The following is a 21,582-nucleotide window of genomic DNA, read 5'->3' as shown; positions in this document are numbered from 1 at the left end:
ACGTGGCGGCAGGACGCATGGTTACCGAAAAGCTTCTCTCGGATGGTCATCGTCGCGTCGCCTATATCGGCGGCCCCAAAGGCGTGAACGTGTCGGAGGATCGCTTAACGGGCTATCTCGAGGCTCTTCAAGCCAATGAGGTGCCCTTCCAAGCCGTCGAATACGGCAACTTCACCGCAGACGGTGGGCGCCAAGCGATGAAGAAGCTGCTGAGCCTCCCCACACCTCCAGATGCTGTGGTCGCCGTAGACGACGTCACTGCCGCCGCCGCTATGCAGGTGGCTCTCGAGAACGGTTTGCATGTGCCAGAAGATATCGCCTTCGTGGGCTTCAACAACTCGAGCTTCTGCTCTTATCTGGAGCCGCCGCTTACTTCGGTCTCTATTAACATCAGCAGCCTTGCCCGCACGGCCACAGAGATGTTAATAGACCTTATTGAAGGGCATGCCGGCCGTCCACAGCGCTGCATTGTGCCCTGTCACATCGTGCTGCGAGGCTCAACACGCCAAAGCGCCTCCGTACTGAAAGACCCTAATCGCTATGCTTCTAGATGAAACGCTATCTGACTTCGGCTTCATGCGCCCTGTTCAAAGGCGCTTGAACATATACCAAGACACAAACTTTCATAAAGAAAGGATCGGATCGTATGCAACGTAGCAAAGGTTTCACGTTGATTGAACTGCTAGTGGTTATTGCAATTATTGCAATACTAGCAGCTATTCTCTTCCCTGTCTTTGCCCAAGCGCGTGAGAAGGCACGCCAGACGGCCTGTCTCTCTAACCAAAAGCAGATCGGGCTGGCCATGCTGATGTATGCGCAGGACTACGACAACTATATGCCGGTCTACATCTGGCCTAACAGCTACATCGTGGCGGCACGCCTAGAGCCTTACATCAAAAATACCCAACTGTTCAAATGCCCATCCTCCACTTTCCCCATGGGCACCATTCAACACAAACAGCGCGATAACGGCCAGGGCGACTACATGCTTCCTCCCGATGACGGCTGCGTGGGCTTGCCGCACTCCAACGTGGGCGATGCACAGTACTATAACGACGTCTATCCGCCGATGGACTACGACTTCAACAACATCATGTTGACCTTCGATAGCCACTGGGTTCCCAATAGCTGCCCCGGCCTTTACGGCGGCTATGAAGCCCCTATCTCCTTCGACAACCCCGATATCGTAAGCTCGGCGAAGGCGGCGATGATGATTGACTTCCCGGCAGCAGGCTTCCTGTGGCCGGGCGGCGTTGGCAATCCGCAGCCGAATTTCTGGGGCAGCCCAAGCTTCCAGGGGCGACATAACTCCGGCTCCAACGTGCTGCATATGGACGGTCACGTGCACTGGTATCAGTTCTCAAAGCTCTATCCGGAGGGTGTAGAGTACAGCGGCAAGAAGAACGAATGGGGCTTCTGGGGACTCGCTTATGGCGATCCCAGCGTTCAACAGTAGCTTTTCTTGCGAATGCTGCGAGGGCAAGTGGAGTTAACTTCGCTTGCCCTTTTCTAACGATGTCCATGAAAGGAGTGGAGATGAGGATCCCGAAGTGTTTGAAAAGCCTACCGTATTTTGGAGGAGCCTGTGCGCTTATCGCCTTGGCAGGCTGCAGCAACAACCAAGGCAATCCGGCTCCAACAGGACCGCCACCGCATCAAACCCTGCAGCAAAAAATTCAGGCCATCCAGAATAACCCGGAGCTTCCTGCTCCGGCGAAACAGGCTGCCATTCAAAAACTAGAACAGCAGGCAGGAACCAACACGAATACGAACGGGCAGTAAAGCCTCTCCGTGCACTACGCTAAGAGACAGGGCTTTCCCATTCGCATAGGCTCTGGTAGGGAACCGCAGGAAAGGGCGGGTAAGTTCCCGCCCTTAAATCTTCTGAGGCAATAGACCTACGGAAGCAGGCCCCAGCTTCCATCTGACTTTTGATAGGGAATGCCCCAAAGCTCTGTGCTGTTCTGATAGGGCCCTGCGTCCGTAATGACGTAGGCCTTTGTGCTCTGCCCGTCGAGCTGAATGCCAACATAGGGGTTGCCGTTTGCATCGGTATAGGGCTTTGTGTGCACCACCTTCGCATGGCCATCGGCATACACCGAGTTGACCGTTGTGTTATGGCGCGCCTGCACCGGCGAACAAAACAGGCAGAAAGCCGATGTAGGGCCTTGGAGAGTAACGGTAGCATCGGCAAAAGCGCTGGTCTCCACCGGGAACTGCAGTTCGGCCAATCGGTGTACCGGCCGGCCGGTCTCTCCGGCGAAGATCGGGTTTGGATCGCCATCATCAATAAGCGCATAGTTCGGCTGATCGCTCACTTTGATAAGCTCCGGCGAAACCGGGCAAGGGGCCGGTAGGCCGATCGTCTGCATGGCCACCGGGAAGTTAAGCGGCGTGCTATCGGAAGGGCATAGCAGTATCAACGCGTTCTTTTGGTAGGGCTGAATCTCTTGGTAGCTCGTCATCACGCAGGCGTTTCCGTTGTTCTGCCCTAGATAGAGATTGATAGGGAAGGTCTCGTCGTAGTCCTGCACATACATATTCAAGGCCAAGCCTTGCTGCTTCAAGTTGGAGAGACAGGAGATGGCCCGTGCCTTTTCGCGCGCCTGGGCGAAGACAGGAAAGAGAATGGCTGCAAGTATCGCGATAATAGCAATAACGACAAGCAGCTCAATTAACGTGAACGCGGTACGACGATGGTGTTTCATTCTCGAATGAACCTCCTCTTCGTTGTCAGGAAATTTGGGTTGCTGGTATCGGTTCTTCACCAACGACGTTTTTTTCTACATCGTTAGCAAGAATCCTTCTTTGAAAGACAGTTAACAGCAGAATCCTAACGAAAGTTCCTGTTTTCAATCGTTGGAGGTGGTGTTATCCGTGTTTTGGGGTTTCGTCTGGGGAGGATTCAGGCTATTCTTTAACAACGCATCGGCCTCCTGAAGCGCATGCAGCGTGTTCGCGCGCGCAAGGGCTAGCGTATCAGCAGCCTCACGTGGGGTACGCGCCGGATCGGCGAGAATGTCATGGAAGTAGCCGATGCCTTGTAAAAGCAACGCAGCGCTTTGACCATAGGCGGCCTGTGCTTTCTCGGCTCCGGCAGCCGGGGGAAGCTTGGCCAGAAAATCGTTCAATGCAACAAGGCGATTCTGCAGGTCAGAAAGGTCGCGTAAGGCCTCGGTAACGCTGAGGCCGCCTTGCACACAGGACTCATATATCTGCTGTAGGGCATCGGCATTATCATGAATGCGCTGGCTGAGAACAGGCATCAGCGTTGCATAGCAGTTAAGATAGCTTGTGGTATCGGTGGGAGGCAGGAGTTGACGCGCGGTTTCGAGTTCGGAAAGCCCTTTGGCATATAAACTCGGGTCGGAATTGGCCTCCTTCACAAACAGGGCAGCGAGACGCAAGGCAGGAAGCGCGCTTTTGGCGTTGATAGAGGCCGCCGTTTCATAAGCATTTTGGGCATCGGCATACTGTCCATTGGCCAGCAGCACGTCGCCCAAGGCGATGCGAGCCGCCACGTCCTGAGGGTTGTGGGCTACAAGCTGGGTGAACAACTGCAAAGCGCCCTTCGTATCTCCCTTGGCCTCAAGCACCTGCGCTTCAAGCTGTGTTAGCTCCACATCATTGGGGCAGAGAAGAAGGCTGTCTTGAGCCTCAGCATCCGCTAGCGCAACAAGGTGTCGCTGAAGGTAGGTCTGAATAAGCAAAGCTCGAGGCTTTGGGTCGAAGGGGTTCCCATCTACAGCTTGACGCAGCAGCATAATGGCATCGGCCACATTGCCGTCACGCAGGGCATCGCGCGCTTGCGCCAGATAGTCCGGCAGGGGTGGTGTGGGTTGCGTCGCAGGACTACTGCTAGGCATAGGGGCCGCTGCAGCCGTTTTTTGCGCGGAGGTGGAGTTCGCATCGTTCAATGCCACAGTTTGGGGCAGCGTTATGGGCAAAGAGGCCAGCAAGTGGGTCGGACTGCCAACTGCGCCGGAGATGCTATCTACCAGGCCATAAAGCAGGGCTTTGCGCCGTATCTCCTCCGTAACCCCGCGCCGAGCGGGCGGCATATCTACATGAAGACGATTGGAGTAAGGCATCGTCCAGCTCTCCGCAGGTGCCCGATGAAAGAGCGACACGTCCACCTCCACCGATTCTGGAAGAATATGGGGTTGAATAGAGAGAAGATAACGCGCATCGTAGGCCTCTGCGAGCCGTTGTTGCGAGATAGGCGAATCGAGCGTGTTCAGGTCTTTAGGCGTTAAGAGATGATTAAGAAGCGCATTTTTTACAGTGGGATCGTAGGGACTATAGAGCACAGGAGTGTAGAGCGAAGAGCTTTTCAGCGACTGTTTTAACAGGCCGGCCAGGAGTTGAGGCAAATCGGAGTTGGGGGTTTTAGGGTCTTTACGCACGAGAATAAGCAGTTTAGGTAGGTTAGGCGAGGTTGCGGGCGTCTCGGCAATTGAATAACTGCTTCCCAGCACTCCCAAAAGGGCTATCCAACCTAGAATACGAAAACGAATTAAGGGCTGCACAGCTTGATTCCCTGATCGCATGCAATAATGCCGGCGCGGGCCTCCGTCACCTTCCGCCCGGCCTCAAGCAACTGCTGGTAGGCAGCTTTGGCCTGACGAAAATTATCGGCAGCCTCCGCCTTCTTGCCCTCGCGTTGATAGCAGAGGGCTATCTGTTGGTACACAAAGCCGGTATCATCTCCCGCAGAGGGGAGAGCTTTCCTATAGGCCTCTATGGCCTGATCATACTGACCGCTCAACTGCAGATGCTGCCCCATGGCGATGTAGGAACGGGCGGAGCTATCGCCGGCGGGGCCTGAAGCGCCGTTAGTCCGATAAACACGAACGATGGTGGTACCTTGGCCGTTCGCTGCAGAGGATGCCGGGCCGTTGCTTGAAGAGAGGGATGCGCTGCCGGAAACAGGAATAACCACCGTGTTCTCATCGGAACTCGTAGAGGCCTCGCTGGCAGGAAGCACGATGCGTCGTGAAGACGTTGTAGAACCGGAAGACGGCGTAGGATGAACGAGTGCCGGTGGCAGTGAGAGATGCGACGGCACAACGCCAATAGAAGCGTGCGAAAGACCTGAAGAGAGGCCGGTTTGCTGTGCTCCACCGCCATCGTGAGAGCGCGACGGTTGGGGCGACTCTGTAGGCAAGGAAGCGGTGCTTGAGGCCGAAGACGGTCTAGGAAACGGCGATGGTGTTGCGGAGGGGTTCGGCGAGGGGGCGGTCGGGCGCTCGGCGATGATGGGCGGCAAACTAGGCGTGTTCATGCTCAGCTGCGTGGCGCGCCCCCACTCGTATGCGAGGATGGCCACGGCAGCAGCCAACATGAGGATCGTCGTTGCAAGGATCAGCACAACGCTGATGCGATTGTCCCCCGCACGGTTTGGAAGAGGCACCGAAGTTGGGTTTGACGGCTTGCTCTCCGCCTTACGCTTTAACTCTTCCAGATGCAACCGGTAGGCCACGCTGTCGGGGCGAAGTTCCGTAAGGCGCTCATAGACCTCCGCCGCTGCGAGATAGTGCTCCTGTTTCTCCTCAAGCTGCGCCATCAGCGCAAGTGCCTCTTCGTTTGCCGGATCGGCCTTTAAAAGCTGCCGGCATTTGAGCAGAGCCGTCTCCACATCCTCCTGCTTGTAGGCAAGGTAGGCTTGCTGAAGAATAGTAGAGGCCGTTTGGGAAGAGGACGACGCCAGTGACGTGCCACAGCGTACACAGGTCTGATTATCGGGTTCGTTCGTTGCGCCGCAGTTTTGGCATTCCATAGTCTATTCGCCCCTCTCTCATGCTTGGTGATAACCTGCACCGCTTCCACGCGCCCAAATACCGCTTTAGCGCAGGTGCATTATAACCGATACGGCCCTCTTTGACAAGGGGTATCGAGAACCGTGCTGTTTAAACATAGAAACACCTCTGTTGCGAGCGGTGTTCCCACACCTTATTTAGAAACACAAAAGAGCAGAGATAGATCGTTTTTCTTCGTTAGGGAACCGTAGAAGCCTCTCTTCTCGGTATTTAAAAAGCGGTACAGCCGCCCGTAGCGGCCGGAGGATGAGAATGGACACATCAAATTCGATGCGTTGGTTAGTTTTGACTTTTCGCTTGCTGCTAGTTTGTTGCACTGGATTACTACTCTATTATCTGCTTGTTGACCGTCCCTCTCCTCTGCCAAAGGAGCTTCTGGTGGCCAAGAATAGCCTATCGCACGGAGATGAAGCCGAAGCGCGTGCAGCGCTCGACCACTATTTAGACGCCCATCCCCACGACCCCACGGCCTACCTAGAGGTGATCGGCCTATGTGAGAACTTTCCCCACACCGCCTCCGACCTTCTGTTGAACTACGCCCAGCGTGCCGTGCAAGACTGTAGCAATGCCGACAGCACCAGTCGCTCGCGGCTTTATCTCGCCTTGGCCGATGCCTATACCCAGCAAAAGCCTCCGAAAAACCAGGAGGCGCGTGCAGCCGCGCTACAGGGGCTAAACCTTACCCCAGACGATCCTCAAACGCTGAACGACACCGGCTACATTCTCGCGATCACGAGCAACGATCCGGACGATCTTAAGCGGGCGCAGATTCTCGTCGCTAACGCGCTTACCAAGTTACAGCATAGCTTCGACTTCTCTTCCGACAGGAGCGAACTCTACGCCGCTGCTGAAGACAGCTACGGGTGGGTGCTCTACCGCCAGGCCGTCTGCGGCCCTAAATCGCAGGCGCATAACCTCTACGCCGACGCCGTGGAGATGTTGCTGCAGGCGACTTCCGATCTGCCCAAAAACACGCCACCGGTGGCAGCACGCACTTACTACTATCACCTTGCAGCCGCCTACTATGGGCTTGGGAGATACGACCTCGCCAAACATGCCATCCAGGTCGCTCTACTCTACGACCCTAACTATGAAGAGGCCCTGCAAGAACAAAAGATTATCGAAGCCGCTCTTGCGAAAACGCCCTCCACCGAGGAGGCCTCTGTCGGTACAACCACAACTCCACAGCTCTCTACGCCGATACCCAAGCTCACCCCGGCCTCTTTACCGGCCCAGAAGTGAAAGGCGGAGGGCCGTTTGAAGTCCTCCGCTTACCCAGCCCCTCCTAGAAAGCCACTCCCTTGAAGTATACTAATCCGCACTAAGCACACGAACCACGCGAATGAAGCTTTTGGAGGGAGATTCCATGCCCGTTTTCGAGATGCCTTTAGAGCAGCTAAAGCGCTACCAAGGCAGAAACCCCAAGCCCGACGATTTCGATGCCTATTGGCAACGTGCGCTCGCCGAGATGCGTGCAACCGATCCCCAGGTGGAGCTTATTCCCCACCCGACCAAGGCAAGTTTTGCCGAATGCTTCGACCTCTATTTCACCGGCGTAGGTGGCTCGCGCGTCTATGCGAAATATCTTCGCCCAAAGGCCGCTCCAAAGCCTCATCCGGCCCTCCTTATGTTCCACGGTTATAGCGGCTCAAGCGGCGATTGGACCGATAAACTGCCCTATGTCGCACAGGGCTTCTCGGTGGCCGCCCTGGACTGCCGTGGACAGGGGGGACGCTCAGAAAACATTGAAGGGGTTCGCGGCCCCACCCTACGGGGGCACATCATTCGCGGGCTGGACGATCATCCCGACAAGCTTTATTACCGCTCCGTGTTTCTCGATACGGCTCAGCTCGCCAGCATCGTGATGAGTTTTCCAGAAGTAGATGCCGACCGAGTCGGGGCCACCGGTGGCTCACAAGGAGGCGCCCTCACCCTCGCCTGCGCCGCGCTTGAACCGCGCATACGAAAAGCAGCCCCGGTGTTTCCTTTTCTCTGCGACTACCTACGCGTTTGGGAGATGGACCTCGCCGTCGGCGCCTACGAAGAGATACGTACCTTCCTCAGGCAGTTCGACCCGCGCCATGAAAGGGAGCAGGAGATATTTACACGCCTCGGCTATATAGATTGCCAGCATCTAGCCCCACGCATTCGAGCCGAGGTGCTTATGCTTACCGGCCTTATGGATACTATCTGCCCACCGTCCACACAGTTTGCCGCCTATAACAAGATCGAATCGCCTAAACGCATGATCCTCTACCCCGACTACGGCCACGAGGGGCTACCCGATTCAGCCGACATTCTCTTCGAGTTTTTTGCCGATCTCTAGCCGATAGTCCGAGAACCTCTCTGTTAGGCGATTGAACACTTTAGACCTGGGTGCAGCCCATATTCAGGGTGAATGGTGCCCACACTGGGTTTAGGCTTTCTAAACCCGAAGTCGAGCATACAAAATAGCGGCAAAAAAGACGATAATTGGGCGATAAATGCGGCCAATGAATCGTATTTGTTTTGAACTGAAGAGAGAACAACGCCTCTCTTGGAAAATACGCACCATAATGCGGCGCCTCGCCGCCCAGGAGTGATGGATCGAATGTCTGAAGATTCTGAGATCGTATTGACCCCAGGAGGTCATGCTAAGCTGCGCCAGCGGCTCGACTATCTGCGCAATGTGCAGAGACCCGATATCGCACGCCGTCTGCGCGCTGCCAAGGAGGGCGACGACCTCACAGAAAACTCAGAGTACGAAACGGCCAAACAAGAACAGGCCCTCGTCGAAAGCGAGATTCTCGAACTCGGCCACCTGCTTCAGATGGCTCGTGTGGTGGACGATGAATCTATTCCTACCGACCATGTAGACATCGGCTCTATTGTGGCAATGACCAACTTGGAAAACGGCGCACAGTGGGAGTTCACTTTGGTAAGCTCGGCAGAAGCCGACCCCGACCACAACCTCATCTCCGACGAATCGCCCATTGGCAAGGCGGTTAAGGGGAAGAAAGTGGGAGACATCGTCTCTATCCGTGCGCCTAAAGGGATCATGAACTACCGCATCGAGAGCATTCGCAAGTAGCATAGCCTGTCACGATACATCGCCTCAGCTAGAGGCACCGATTTTTATGAAAATGTCTTGCAAGACGTTTTCGGCGGTGCTCTTTCGGGAATCGCTGCCATGTAAAAGAACCTAGGTAGGTGTGAAGGGAGGAGACCAAACGAATCGATCGTGAACGACGAACGCAAACCGCTTGTTGCCACTAACACAGAGAGCGCCTCACCAACAGCCCCACAGGCAGAGGAGGCCAATAGCTTAGCGCAGGAAGAGCAGGAGCGAAGCGAAGAGACCGCCCGGCGCCTTGCCAAACTGCAGGCGTTACGTGCCGAAGGCTTCGACCCCTTTCTCATTGAGCGCTATGTACGCACTCATACCGCCTCCGAGCTTACCGATGAGACGGCCGCCCACTGGACGTTACCGGATGAGCAACGGGAGCAACTGGAGGTCTCCGTGGCCGGACGCCTTACCGCGCAGCGGGTTAAAGGTAAGGTAATATTTGCCGATATTCGCGACCAAAGTGGACGCATACAGGTCTATGCGCGGCGTGATGACCTCGGAGAAACGGTTTTTGAACGGTTTAAAGACCTCGACCTCGGCGATTTTGTGGGCGTAAAAGGCTATCCCTTTAAAACGCGCACCGGCGAACCGACCATTCATGTCCGCGAATTTACCCTCTTAGCTAAAAGCCTTCGCCCCATCCCCTTTGGCAAGCAGGATGCGGAGGGTGTGGTGCACGGAGGACTTTCCGATAGGGAGGAGCGCTATCGCCATCGCTACCTCGATCTGCTTGTAAACCCCACTTCACGCGAGGTACTTACGAAGCGCTGCAAAATCGTCTCCGCCATGCGCCGTTATCTCGATGCCCGAGGTTTTCTGGAGGTAGAAACTCCCGTTCTGCAGTTAGTCGCAGGTGGGGCTGCCGCCCGGCCGTTCATTACCCACCATAACGCACTCGATCACGATTTTAAACTGCGCATTAGCCTCGAGCTTTACCTTAAGCGGCTTATTATCGGCGGATATGAGAAGGTCTACGAGATCGGCAGGGTGTTCCGTAACGAAGGCATCTCCACGCGCCACAACCCTGAATTTACTCTCATGGAGCTTTACCAAGCCTACGCCAACCTCGAAGACATTATGGAGTTGGTGGAAGACATGTACGTTGCGATCGCCACCGAGGTGAACGGCAGCCCCCATCTGGAAGTCTTTGGGCACTCCATCAACCTCGCCCAACGCCCCTGGCCACGCCTCCCTATTTTGGAGGGCATTTATGAGAACACCGGCATTAGGCCCGAAGAGCTTACCTCCCTCGAGAGCGCCAAAGCAGCCTGCCGTCGCATTGGGGTAACCTTCGATCTGGAAAAGGAGACGAATCTGGGGGGGCTTATAGAGAAGCTCCATGAGCAGTATACCCAGCCCAAGCTCATTCAACCTACGTTCATCACCGATTTCCCCATCGAGACGTCGCCGTTAGCTAAACGCAAACCGGATAACCCCGCACTCACGCGCCGATTTGAAATTTACATCGCCACCCAAGAGCTTGGCAACGCCTTCTCCGAACTCAACGATCCCCTCGACCAAAGGGCACGTTTTGAAGCGCAGGTGCGTCAACGTGCCGCCGGAGATGAAGAGGCCCACCCTATGGACGAGGAGTTTTTAGAGGCCATGGAGTACGGAATGCCGCCCACCGGAGGACTTGGCGTAGGCATCGATCGCTTGGCCATGGTGCTTACAGGCGCCGAGTCGATTCGAGATGTGATCTTCTTCCCCGCCATGCGGCCGGAAAAACCCCACACGCCACGCTAGGCAAGCGCTTAGGTATACTACTTCAATCCGCGTTGCTGAGGGCGAACCATGAGTAAACAGACCAAGACGGCTGCACAAAACACAAAGACCCGCCAGGTGGTTGCGGTCAATCGCCGTGCCCGTCACGACTACGAGATCGGCGAGACCTACGAGGCCGGCATCGCGCTAGTTGGCACCGAAGTGAAATCGCTTCGAGCCGGCCGCGTGAACTTTCAGGACGCCTTCTGCAAAATCGAAAACGGCGAAGCCTGGCTCTATAACATGCACATCTCCCCCTATGAGCAGGGCAATCGCTATAACACCGATCCCAAACGCCGGAGAAAACTGCTCCTCCATCGTTATGAAATCGAGCGTCTGCGCGCCGCCGCCGAACAGAAAGGCCTCACCATCATCCCGCTCTCCATTTTCTTTGAACGCGGTTTTGCCAAAGTGGAGATCGCTCTGGCGCGCGGGAAGAAGCTCTACGACAAACGCGAAAGCATCGCCGAGCGTGACCGAGAAAGAGAAGCCCTTCGTCAAGCCGCCGGTCGCGAGTGAACATTCAATAAAGCCCTCCTAAAAACTAAGCAGGAAAGAGCGACACCGACGGCGTAACTGTTCCGTAGTCTATACGAACTCTATCTCGCATTGCTTTGAGCTTTAAAGGCTTACCAAGAGCTATCACATTCCAGAGCGGAAGCACGAGTCCGTTTGTCCTTTCAACCTGCTTCGCAAGGGCGTTTTTTTAGAGAGAGTGTGCGGAACCTGAGCGCTTCAAAAAGGATACGATAGAACTCGAATTGGGTCCTCCTCCCTTGAAGGAGCGGAGGTCCATTCAAAACGGAGGAGAACATGGAAAATCGCGTTGTGCTGATCTTGCATGGCTGGGGTGGCAATGCACCGGAGCATTGGCAGGAGCACCTTTATGAACGGCTCGCGGCCGAACAGGTTCCCGTGTATTATCCCGAAATGCCCAATCCAAGTGCCCCAGAGCTGAACGCCTGGCTTAACACCATACGTCGCGAAATCGGCATGATTCGCGACCATCACGAGGGGGAGCCGCTCACAGTCGTAGCCCATAGTCTTGGGTGCATTGCCTGGATTCATCTGGTGAGTAGCTGTGGAACGGATGCCGACCCTATAGCGGAACGGGTTCTGTTGGTAGCTCCTCCCTATATCATGCCACAAGCCCCACCCACAGAAGCTCCCGTCGGCGTCACCAGCTTCTATCCCCTGCCCATCTATCCGGGGGTGTTGCATGCCGTCTGCCCACAAACCGTTCTTATCGCCTCTAACAACGACGACTACGCCACCTTCGACCAGAGCGCCGGTTTAGCGCAGGCTCTCGGCATCCCAATCTACAAACTTGAAGGGGCCGGCCATATCAGTCCCTACTACGGCTATGGGAAGTGGCCTTGGGTTGAAGAGTGGTGCCTAGGGCGTGCGGAGCTGCCACCACAACCTAGATAAGCGTACGGCTTCTCGACGGCATCTCGGGCTTCACCGAGCCTCCCAACAAAGGGGAGGGCGGCAGTTGTTGCGCCTCCAACACCCTAGCAGCTTGTCTGTAAAACCGTGCAGAGACCAAAGGATTTGTTCCTCCTATAACAGGAATCGCCTGCCCATTTGGCGAATGTAATATAAGGTTTAGAAAGAAGGAAAATCCATTCCCTGACTTCAGCATCGGAGGTAAAACCCTATGGCGAAAAAACAGCTCAATGTCGCCCTCATCGGCTACCAGTTCATGGGCAAAGCGCACAGCAACGCCTATCGGCAGGTAGCACGCTTTTTTGACATCGAAGTCGAACCCGTCCTCAAAGTGATCTGCGGACGCCACGAACAGAAAGTGCGGGCCGCTCAAGAACGCTTTGGGTGGCAAGAGTATTCCACAAACTGGGAAGATGTGGTGGCGCGAAACGATATTGATATTATAGACATTGGAACTCCTAACAACACCCACGCGCAGATCGCCCAAGCCGCTTTGAAAGCAGGCAAACATGTGCTCTGCGAAAAGCCGCTTGCCACCACCCTAGAAGACGCACGCGCTTCCTACGAACTCGCTAAAAAGAGCGGTCTCGTTCACGGCATCTGCCATAACTACCGCTTTGTGCCGGCCGTGGCCTACATCGCTCAACTCGTGCGCGAGGGGCGCATCGGCAAAGTGCGCCATTTCCGCGCTACCTACCTCCAAGACTGGATAGTAGACCCCAATGTGCCCCTCGTATGGCGTCTCGATAAAAGCATTGCCGGTAGCGGCTCGCACGGCGACCTGAACGGACACCTCATAGATACCGCTCGATTCGTTATGGGCACCGAGTTCGCCGAGGTCATCGGGCTGCAAGAGACGTTCATTAAAAAACGCCCGCTCCTCGCCGACACCGAAGGAGGCTTGGCCGGCTTTAAGGCCGCCCAAGATATGGGAGAGGTAACCGTAGACGATGTTACGGCCTTTCTTGCCCGACTAGAAAACGGCGCGACTGCCACTTTCGAGGCCACCCGCCTTGCTCCGGGTCGTAAAAACCATCACCGCTGGGAAATTAACGGAGAAAAAGGCTCCATCGTGTTCAACCAGGAGCGCATGAACGAGTTCGAGATATATCTTACCGATGACCCCCAGGGCGTTCAGGGCTTCCACCTTGTTCAGGCCACCGAAAGCTTCATGCCCTATATGAGCGCCTATTGGCCGGTTGCCCATATCATCGGCTACGAGCATACCTTCATCAATCTTGTGCACGACTTCCTTTTGGCCATCGTGCGCGGCACCCCATTTACCCCGAGCTTCGAGGATGGCTATAGGAACCAAGCTGTGCTCTCAGCCGTAGAACGTTCCTGCGAGACACGACAATGGACCAAACCCGAAAAGTAACAGCATGATCGAGCAGATATGGGCGCCCTGGAGGCTGCAGTACATTGAATCGGCGGGAAAGTCGGAGCGATGTATCTTTTGCGACTTTCCCGCCCAAGGCGAAGCCCACGATGCCGATAACCTTATCGTGCATCGAAGTCCCTATGGCTTTCTCATTCTCAATGCCTTCCCCTACAGCAACGGCCATCTCATGGTGGTTCCCTTTCGCCATACCACCTCGATGGAAGACTATAGCGATGAGGAGCTTCTCGATATCATGAAGCTCACCCGGCTAAGCCTACGGCTGCTGCAAATCGCCTACCATCCGGAGGGGTTCAACACCGGGCTTAACATCGGGCGCGTGGCCGGGGCCGGCATCGCGAACCATCTTCATTGGCACATCGTGCCGCGATGGAACGGAGATACCAACTTCATGACGGCGGTGTCCGGTATTCGCGTTATTCCTGAACGGTTAGAAAACACCTACAAGCGTCTTCGCCAAGCGCTGCCGGAAGCTCTAAAGCAGGAAAAAAGCGACCTAGGAACTTCCTAACGATCGCTTGCGTACAGGAAATTGCTTCTTGAATAGATTGGGTTTGGGTGTTGGTTTTTTAGGTCTTCCCCCTTGGCTTGGTGGGGAAGACCTAAATTGTTCGTCGGGCTGTTGGCGACGCTATGCCTAAAGGGATGCGCAACACGAACGGCGGCTCCCTTGCCGCAGCTCTTCTTATGGGGCTATTAGCACTTTGACGAACGGAACCTGTCGCTGTCGCATGGCCTGTAACATCTCCACCGCCTGAGCCAGTGGCACCTTGTGTGAAATGAGTGGCTGTACATTGAACTGCTTGGATGCCATGGCGGAGAGCGCGGTATGCCAGTCGTCCGAGGTAGTGTAAACTCCGTACTCCGAGTTCCACGTGCCCACCACCGACACCTCGCGTCGCATTATTTGCGACAGCAGCGATGCCGGCAGCACCACGTCGGCGGACGGATTGCCGAGCAGAACAACATGCCCGCCCCTTCCACAGGCGCTGCACGCTTGAATCAGAGTGGCCGGCACGCCAGCGGCCTCAATACAGACATCGGCCCCCTGTGACCTCGTCTCTCTCTCAATGCAGCTTACGGGGTCTTCCTCTTTCGCCGAAAAGGCCATCGAAAACCCTAAGCTTTTGGCCACAGCAAGTTTCTCTTCCTCAATATCGAACAAGAGGGTTTTCACCGCTCCCCCCAAGCGAGCCCACAGCGCGGCGAGCAGCCCAATAGGGCCGCAACCGAAGACCGCCACGGTAAGCCCGGTGAGGTTGCGACCGGTGCGCCGCAGCGCATGGAGGGCTACGGCAGCCGGCTCGGTCATCGCCGCCTCTTCTAGCGATACCCCTTCAGGCACCGGCAGGAGATTACGTGCTGGCGCCACCACATACTCCGCGAAGGCTCCGTTCTCACGCGAACCAAGATAGCTATAACGGAGGCACTGCGCATAGTGTCCTCGCTCGCAAGCCGAGCAGTGATCACACCAAATAAGAGGAAACACGGCTACCGCTTGCCCCTTTTCAAACCCCTCCACATCGGGGCCGCAGAGGTCAACCGTACCGGCAAACTCGTGCCCGCACACCAACGGAAACCGGTAGGTTCCTTTCTCGAAGAGCCGTGGAATGTCCGAACCACAAACCCCACAATAGCCCACCCGTATCCTTACCTGGCCTGGGCCCGGCTCCGGACAGGGCAGCGGCTCCAAACGCACATCTCCAACTTGGTGAAGCACAAGGGCATGCATGGTTTTCATGACTTTAGAGGCCTCTCTTGGCGTTGTTGCATTCCTTCCCGGATGGCCTGTTCAATACGACGCATGTTTTCTAACCGCGGCCTATCTGAAGCAAAGAGACTGCTAGTGCCGACAACGAGGATATCGGCGCCTGCAGCTACCATGCGAGGGATGTTGGTAAAACTGACATTGCCATCCACCTGAATCGGCAACTGGGAAAAGCCTCTCTCATCGAGCCAGCGGCGACAATCGCTTATCTTACGGATGGCCGAGGTGGTAAGAACTTGCCCGGCAAAACCGGGGTTTACCGTCATGATAAGCACAAAATCTATCAACTCTCGCACATATTCGAGCGCGGAGAGCGGAGTTGCCGGGTTCAACGCCACCCCTGCCTGAATTCCGTGGGCGCGAATGAGGCTGAGCACACGGTCGAGATGCCGTGTGGACTCGGCATGTACCGAGATGGATTGAACTCCGATCTTTGCCAATCGCTCGATAAAAAGCTCGTTATGCTCCACCATGAGATGGACATCGAAGGGAAGGCGGGTTAAAGCGCGCAGATGCTCCACGGTGACGAGGCCGAGGGGCATGTTCGGCACGAAATGGGTATCCATAATATCCATGTGGAGCCAATCCACGCCCAGCATCTCCAGTTCGCGCACCTCATCGGCAAGATGAGTTTGGTCGGCGCACATCATGGAGGGCGCAATGCGTACGGGTCGAGAGGGTGTCGGCAATGGCGTGGCATCCGGTGGGCGGGCGGTGAAGTGTTGTTTGAGATAGCGTAACGAGCTACGCAGCTGAGTCTCCAAAAGCGGGTCGGTATAGTCTCGCCCGCGCTTAGGCCCGCCGATCTCGAGGTAGCCTACCACCTCGGAGACAGGAAGATGATGCGCATGTTGATAGAGCAGATCGCGAAAGGTGGCTATCTCAATCACGCCACGCAGACGTTCCTCTTCCGAGAACCCAAAGGTCGCCTCGAAGCGGGCATCGGTGTTCTTAAGATGGATTTCGTAGAGAGCAAACAGAGCGGCTTCAAAGAGAGCCTGCGGAGCATAGACCAGGGCGCCTCTTCTGTCTATGTAGGCATGGGCGATGTCCACACAATAACCCACCCGTGCCGTGTTGGAAAGATGGGCGGCATGATAGGCGTTTAGCTCCTCGGCCAGTTCCCGAATCTCGTCGGGGGTCGTGGGTGGCTCGGCAAGGCACGACATCGGCTCAATGGTAAGCCAGCGCACTCCCTTTTCATGGGCGTAGTGCATAAGCTCTTTCATGTGGCGCACGTAGCAGGCGAGGCCGGCGGGTTTGAAGTCCATCTCATCCCGCAGTACGGCACCGGGGTTGGAGCCTACAGCAGAGGCACCGAGCAGAGCACCTACCTCGATGAGTCGTTCATAACAACGTCGTGCTACCCGCTCATACCCTGCCTCTTTCCGAAAGAAGCCGCCGAGTTCTCGATGGGCGGTAAAGAGACTGCGGATACAAATGCCGTGGGCATCCGCTTCGGCACGCAGTTGCAGAAAAACCTCATCGGGCAGGTGGTACAGTTCAAAGAAAGTGCCGAGCTGCAGAAAACGAACCCCCTCCTCTTTCATAACCCGGAAGAGCCATGAGAAAGAGTAGCGATACTCAATGGGGTCGCTCTTCACCCCCACAGCAAGCGAAAGCGGTGTCGCCGCTGTTTCTGGCTCGGTGACCGCGGGCAACCTCCGAGAGCTTTTTGTGCTTTTCATAGTTTCTGTTATACCTTCTTCTGTGCAGAGAAGTGTTTATGACTTCCATTTGACAGTTCCGGAAGGAGTATGTTATACTTAATCCATTAACCTAACGATAGGTTAAACGCTCGAACGATGTACCACAGCCATGAGCTTGAAGCAACCAACGCTGCGTGAGATCGCTAAAAGAGCCAATGTGCACTATACGACTGCTGCCTGCGTGTTGAACGGCACGCGGGGCAACACACGTGTCTCGGAACAGACACGAAAACGTGTGTTGATGGCAGCAAAAGAGCTTGGCTACACGGTCAACCGGGCAGCACAGCAGCTGCGTACGCGAAAAAGCCAGGTGGTTGGGCTATTGGTAGGCGGCGTAGAAAATCCCTTCTTCGCCCGAATGGTCGCCCTCTGCTCGGCGGCGCTGGAGCGTCGTGGCTACGAGATCATCCTCACCACGCGCCGTGCCGATGAACCGAACGACCTCCATCTTCTCAATACCCTTCTTTCACGTCGCCCCGATGGCATGATCGTATGGTGTGAAACCTCCACCGAAGTGCATGAACGGGTACAGCAGCCCGATATGGAAAATGTCGTCGTTATCGGCTACGGTGTGCCGGGGCGTGACAGCGTGTCGGCCGTACTGCAAACGGGCCTGCAGAGCGCCTTAGAGCACTTCGTGGCTTCCGGGCGCCGCCGCATCGCCTACCTTGCTCCGGAGCACTCCGTAGCGCGAGATGGCGACGTGCGCTCGGAATACTACACCAACTTCCTAAAAGCCATTGGGCAAGACCCCTTGGTCTACACCTTTCACGGAACCGCCTTCGACGTGGATATCGCCCGCGACTGTGTGGAACAGATGCTAGAGCTGCCCGAGCGACCCGACGCCCTTCTCTGCTTCAACGATATGACGGCATTCGGTGCGTTGGCCGGTCTGCGGCATAAAGGGGTACGTGTTCCTCAGGAGATGGCGGTGATCGGCTGTGATGACCTTCCCTTCGCCGCACTTTTTGACCCGCCCCTCACCACAATCGCCTACCCACTTCACGAGATTTGCGATCTCGCCGTGCAGATGTTGGGGGAGCGAATCCAGGCCATCCAGGCGGGCGAGTGGCTCGCTCCGCGCCACGTGGAGATTCCAACCAAACTCATCGTTCGTGCTTCGGGCGGCTAGATGTTTCCCAAACGAAAGTAGACTCTTTCCTACGAAAGGAGGAGGAAAAATGAGCGGCTCTCCGCTGAAAAGTGAGCTGCCAGGATGGGTGGGCATTGTGGTTATTGCCCTTGGAATACTCGCTCTCGTTGGCATCGGCTACTACATCTTTACGGCCAACGGAGCGCCAAGTAAATTCCCCCCTGGCGCCGTGGTGAAACCCACCTACGGGCAACCGGGAGGCTACATGCCTCCACGACCTTCTAACTCCTACAACGGCGGGGCGCGTTAGTTAGAAGGCATTGTACAGGCAAAGGCGCGTCCGAACAGCATCCAAAGAGGAAAGGAGACTTCGATGAAACTCAAATCAAAAGCGTTTACGCTTATCGAACTGCTTGTGGTCATAGCGATTATCGCGATACTTGCCGCGATCCTGTTTCCCGTCTTCGCGCAAGCTAGAGAAAAGGCACGGGAAATATCCTGCCTTAGCAACGCCAGAGAGCTTGGCATGGCCATTGCGATGTTTACGCAAGACCACGACGAATATCTTCCCAAAGCCTTCTTCAACGACCAGGCCGATGTAGGAGAACCTTGGGGCAACCCTTGGAACACCGGTTGGGACGAGGTGCTGCTTCCCTACGTCAAAAATAAGCAGATATACCAATGCCCTTCCGATTCCTACAGCCTACCTCGTGCAATGCACGACTACGACCCAAAAACAAACCCAAATGAGGTGATCCCCGGCTCCTACCGTTACAACATCAGCAACCTGCCTAACGGTCCCTGGACCGCGATGAAGTTGGCCGCCCTCGACCAACCGGCGAGTTGCATTCTTATCCCAGAGAGCGTTCCCGGTGTAGACGGATGGGAGTGGAACCAACTCTCCACTTGGGAGGATATTCACGGTCGTGTCTGCATAGACTTCACCAATAACGCCGGCTTCGACCGTCATACACGCATCGGTGGGCGCGGCCCCAACACCTGGACATCCGAATCGCCAGAGGTGCTTCCACGTGATCAACGCAACCGCGCGATGTCGAACTATGTCTTTGCCGATGGTCACGCCAAAACGATGCCATGGGCGGCTACCTGGCAGCCCATAGGGCCGGATCAGAACATCAACGGCACCATGCTTACCCCAACCATGTGGCGTCAAAACTTCAACGGTTGGCAAGATCAGTGCAACTACCAAGCCGGTCAAAACCGATAGCTTCGCCAAAGCCTTATAAGTAAGTTCCACTCCCTCTCCTCCCCTCAAAAAGGAGAGGGAGTTTTTTGTGCCCTACCCGGAGAAACCAAGAGCGGCTTTTTGACAGTATCTGCTAGAAGAGGTAGAATCCTTTTACTTTTCGGAGGTGCCACGGTTTATGCGTAAACTTTTGCAAACGATGTGCTTTCCCTTTTGGCCTTGCGTGCTGCTGCTTCTGGTTGCGGTGCCTAGCTTTGCCCAGCAAAAAGCGGTCGCTACCCCAGCACAAAACGCCGCTCCGGCCGTTTCCGGCCCCTTGCTTACCTATGCGCTGCAACCCGGCTCAATGCAGCACTATCTGGTAACAGCCTACTTTGATGGCCATTTCCCTCCCTTCGATCAGCCGGGCGATCCGCCTGTCCATCTGTTAGCTCACATGGAGTATGTGGCGCACGTTGGTCAACCCCAGCAAGATGGTCTCCCTATAGACTTCACCGTAACCCAAGTGGACATGCAGTTGTTGCAAAAGGAGGTGCCCATCGGGGCCAAGATTGACCCGAAGCAGACGGTTCCCTTCCCCATTGACTTAGAGCAGGCTCAAAAGGCTCTTAACACCAGCGTAGTGCTACGGCCTGATGGCTCCATCGCGCGAATTCTCACCGCGCCCAACAACATGGTTCGGGTGAACGTAGGGATCGATCTGCGCAAGCTGTTTATGATCGTCATGCCCGTCATTCTGCCGAACACCGCCGTCACACTGGGTACCTCCTGGACATCGAAGGAAGGATTGATCGGCACGGCACCGGCTAAGGTCTCTTACACCAACAAACTCAGCGCGATGAAGCCGGATGGAGCCAATCTCGATTTGAAGATCGTGCAAACGGCCACCTCTCAGATTAACGACACCCTCGACTCAAGCGGCATGGCCACAAGCGACAAGCAGCATGAGGTTAGTCGCCTTCAAGGCACGGCCAGCCTTACCGGATGGATGAACTATCTCGGCATGCCTGCCCCCACCTCGAACGGAGTGAAAACCTATGCAGTGCGAATGCAGAAAGGTCTTTTTAAGCTTGCCGTAAATTTAAAGCAGACTCCTCTACCGAACGCCGCGCCCCCCTCTTCCACCACTCCGCCCAATGTTACAACGACCGGAAATGTGGATGTTACCGCACGCTTCGTGGTGCAGGCCCTTGATCAGGCGGCTTTACGTTAGCAAGCGGTTGCGTCTTCTACGCTTGGCTTGCTTTCTGCTTCTGGGGGTAACGGGGCTTGGAGCCTCCTCTCCCCCACCGGCAGAACGGCAAGTTCCCCCTTCTCAAAACCACTCCCGTTCGCTCTATTCTCTTAAGCTGCAGTTTTCCGAGAGCCAAACCACGAACTACCGGATAGATATCGTCTATTCTCTCCGTCGTGCAGGCAGAGCTTTACCATTGTACACACTTCGCGAAACGTTGATGGAGCGCGTGCAAGTTCAAAAAATTCGCTCCGATGGAAGTGCGGAGCTGTCGTTTGCGGTTACGGGCGGTGCTGGCCTGCTGAACGGCAAAGCGTTTACGGTGAACGCCTCAAAGGCTCCTTTGCGTTTCATCGTAACCCCAAACGGCACGGTCGTTTCCTCTCCTTCCTCCCCAAAAACGGAGGCTTCTCCAGAAATACCCGACTTCTTACAGCGTGCTACCGACCTTTACGGCCTCCTATTCCCCACCTACCCGCTGGCCATGGGACAGCACTGGAGCTACCATGAAGCCGAAGGCGACACCACCGCCTGCCTGGCAGAGGCGCGACAGGTCGGGCCTTACCAAACACTCCTGATCAAATCGCTCTCGGTCAGCACGATACATACCTTTGTGCCCGTCTCCGATTCTCGCTCTGCTGAGGGCGATACAAACCCCATTAGCGGCATGATTCTACGAGGGAAACTGCGCCTACGTTCTACCACCGACTTCGCCCCGCAGCTTGGTCTATGTGTGCGTATTGTTAAGCACGGATGGGCCGATTTGCAGGTGCGCACGGTTGCCAACAAACCCTCTAAGCAAAACCCGAACAACCCGGCCACTCTTGTGCTTGCTCCACCGGTACATATGCTCGCGACGTTCGAGATAAGCGCAGGCATTGTAGAATAAAAATGCGAAGCAAGGGCACAACGGAAGCCCTTTTATCCGTAACTAAAGAAGGGATGCGAGTTCACCGATAATACTTGGTGATTCGAGTTCACCTTCCTTCCCTGGCGCGGCAGGGTTTTGCTCTCCTTTTACCTGCCGCGTCCCT

Annotated in this window: 21 protein-coding genes; 16 read left to right on the top strand and 5 right to left on the bottom strand. The window is 55.7% G+C overall.

Translation table 11 applies throughout. The features are described 5' to 3' along the window. The 3 genes from VKV29_RS08680 to VKV29_RS08670 form a co-directional block, all read left to right on the top strand. Positions 1 to 554 (top strand): substrate-binding domain-containing protein (locus VKV29_RS08680; protein ID WP_324200914.1); only part of this gene is annotated, 554 nt, incomplete at its 5' end. Positions 555 to 646: 92 nt separating this feature from the next. Continuing rightward, positions 647 to 1,456: a type II secretion system protein gene (locus VKV29_RS08675; RefSeq protein ID WP_324200913.1), complete on the top strand. Its 810-nt coding sequence runs from the start codon at positions 647 to 649 to the stop codon at positions 1,454 to 1,456. 98 nt (positions 1,457 to 1,554) lie between these two features. Beyond that, positions 1,555 to 1,782 (top strand): hypothetical protein, encoded by a 228-nt coding sequence (locus VKV29_RS08670; protein WP_324200912.1) that lies wholly within the window; start codon positions 1,555 to 1,557, stop codon positions 1,780 to 1,782. 116 nt (positions 1,783 to 1,898) lie between these two features. On the opposite strand, the gene VKV29_RS08665 is transcribed toward VKV29_RS08670, so the two are convergent. From VKV29_RS08665 to VKV29_RS08655, 3 genes are all read right to left on the bottom strand, one after another. After that, entirely contained in the window at positions 1,899 to 2,708 is an 810-nt protein-coding gene (locus tag VKV29_RS08665; protein WP_324200911.1) for a prepilin-type N-terminal cleavage/methylation domain-containing protein, read from the bottom strand. Positions 2,709 to 2,852: 144 nt separating this feature from the next. Further along, entirely contained in the window at positions 2,853 to 4,529 is a 1,677-nt protein-coding gene (locus VKV29_RS08660; protein WP_324200910.1) for a tetratricopeptide repeat protein, read from the bottom strand. Beyond that, positions 4,517 to 5,779 carry a tetratricopeptide repeat protein gene (locus VKV29_RS08655; RefSeq protein ID WP_324200909.1) on the bottom strand — a complete coding sequence of 421 codons (1,263 nt, stop codon included), beginning with the start codon at positions 5,777 to 5,779 and terminating at the stop codon, positions 4,517 to 4,519. Before VKV29_RS08655 ends, VKV29_RS08660 begins: the two co-directional genes overlap by 13 nt. Positions 5,780 to 6,197: 418 nt before the next feature. On the opposite strand from VKV29_RS08655, the gene VKV29_RS08650 reads away from it, so the two are divergent. The 8 genes from VKV29_RS08650 to VKV29_RS08615 all read left to right on the top strand — a co-directional run bounded on the left by VKV29_RS08650 (position 6,198) and on the right by VKV29_RS08615 (position 14,048). Then, positions 6,198 to 7,061: a hypothetical protein gene (locus VKV29_RS08650; RefSeq protein WP_324200908.1), complete on the top strand. Its 864-nt coding sequence runs from the start codon at positions 6,198 to 6,200 to the stop codon at positions 7,059 to 7,061. 124 nt (positions 7,062 to 7,185) lie between these two features. Continuing rightward, on the top strand, positions 7,186 to 8,145 hold the full coding sequence (locus tag VKV29_RS08645; protein WP_324200907.1) for an acetylxylan esterase: 960 nt from the start codon (positions 7,186 to 7,188) through the stop codon (positions 8,143 to 8,145). Positions 8,146 to 8,409: 264 nt separating this feature from the next. Beyond that, positions 8,410 to 8,889, top strand: coding sequence for a transcription elongation factor GreA (greA, locus tag VKV29_RS08640; RefSeq protein ID WP_324200906.1), 480 nt, complete (start codon positions 8,410 to 8,412; stop codon positions 8,887 to 8,889). 150 nt (positions 8,890 to 9,039) lie between these two features. Continuing rightward, positions 9,040 to 10,671: a lysine--tRNA ligase gene (gene lysS / locus VKV29_RS08635; protein ID WP_324200905.1), complete on the top strand. Its 1,632-nt coding sequence runs from the start codon at positions 9,040 to 9,042 to the stop codon at positions 10,669 to 10,671. Between the two features lie 48 nt (positions 10,672 to 10,719). Continuing rightward, on the top strand, positions 10,720 to 11,208 hold the full coding sequence (gene smpB, locus VKV29_RS08630; protein ID WP_324200904.1) for an SsrA-binding protein SmpB: 489 nt from the start codon (positions 10,720 to 10,722) through the stop codon (positions 11,206 to 11,208). A 294-nt stretch (positions 11,209 to 11,502) separates the two neighbouring features. Continuing rightward, complete coding sequence (locus VKV29_RS08625; protein WP_324200903.1) at positions 11,503 to 12,120, top strand: RBBP9/YdeN family alpha/beta hydrolase; 618 nt, start codon at positions 11,503 to 11,505, stop codon at positions 12,118 to 12,120. Positions 12,121 to 12,349: 229 nt separating this feature from the next. Further along, complete coding sequence (locus VKV29_RS08620; RefSeq protein ID WP_324200902.1) at positions 12,350 to 13,516, top strand: Gfo/Idh/MocA family oxidoreductase; 1,167 nt, start codon at positions 12,350 to 12,352, stop codon at positions 13,514 to 13,516. A gap of 4 nt (positions 13,517 to 13,520) precedes the next feature. After that, the gene (locus VKV29_RS08615; RefSeq protein ID WP_324200901.1) at positions 13,521 to 14,048 is read left to right on the top strand and encodes an HIT domain-containing protein; all 528 of its coding nucleotides are present in this window, start codon (positions 13,521 to 13,523) and stop codon (positions 14,046 to 14,048) included. Positions 14,049 to 14,222: 174 nt separating this feature from the next. Here the strand turns inward: VKV29_RS08615 and VKV29_RS08610 are convergent, their stop codons facing one another. Then, positions 14,223 to 15,278, bottom strand: a complete 1,056-nt coding sequence (locus VKV29_RS08610; RefSeq protein WP_324200900.1) for a galactitol-1-phosphate 5-dehydrogenase — start codon at positions 15,276 to 15,278, stop codon at positions 14,223 to 14,225. Further along, positions 15,275 to 16,993 (bottom strand): ribulose-phosphate 3-epimerase, encoded by a 1,719-nt coding sequence (rpe, locus tag VKV29_RS08605; protein WP_324200899.1) that lies wholly within the window; start codon positions 16,991 to 16,993, stop codon positions 15,275 to 15,277. The genes VKV29_RS08610 and rpe overlap by 4 nt, the downstream gene beginning before the upstream one ends. 130 nt (positions 16,994 to 17,123) lie before the next feature. Between rpe and VKV29_RS08600 the strand changes: the two genes are divergently transcribed. The 5 genes from VKV29_RS08600 to VKV29_RS08580 all read left to right on the top strand — a co-directional run bounded on the left by VKV29_RS08600 (position 17,124) and on the right by VKV29_RS08580 (position 21,437). Next, positions 17,124 to 18,146, top strand: coding sequence for a LacI family DNA-binding transcriptional regulator (locus VKV29_RS08600; RefSeq protein ID WP_324200898.1), 1,023 nt, complete (start codon positions 17,124 to 17,126; stop codon positions 18,144 to 18,146). Between the two features lie 49 nt (positions 18,147 to 18,195). After that, positions 18,196 to 18,417, top strand: a complete 222-nt coding sequence (locus tag VKV29_RS08595) for a hypothetical protein (protein ID WP_324200897.1) — start codon at positions 18,196 to 18,198, stop codon at positions 18,415 to 18,417. Between the two features lie 63 nt (positions 18,418 to 18,480). Next, positions 18,481 to 19,335, top strand: coding sequence for a type II secretion system protein (locus VKV29_RS08590; protein WP_324200896.1), 855 nt, complete (start codon positions 18,481 to 18,483; stop codon positions 19,333 to 19,335). 157 nt (positions 19,336 to 19,492) lie between these two features. Beyond that, entirely contained in the window at positions 19,493 to 20,527 is a 1,035-nt protein-coding gene (locus VKV29_RS08585) for a hypothetical protein (protein WP_324200895.1), read from the top strand. Further along, a complete protein-coding gene (locus VKV29_RS08580; protein WP_324200894.1) occupies positions 20,505 to 21,437 on the top strand; it encodes a hypothetical protein in 933 nt (310 codons plus the stop codon). The genes VKV29_RS08585 and VKV29_RS08580 overlap by 23 nt, the downstream gene beginning before the upstream one ends. Positions 21,438 to 21,582 lie beyond the last annotated feature (145 nt).

The organism is Chthonomonas sp., from assembly GCF_035294165.1.
Taxonomy (GTDB): Bacteria; Armatimonadota; Chthonomonadetes; order Chthonomonadales; family Chthonomonadaceae; genus Chthonomonas.
The sequence above is the reverse complement of the archived record's forward strand: the minus strand, read 5'-3'. Positions and strand labels throughout refer to the sequence as shown.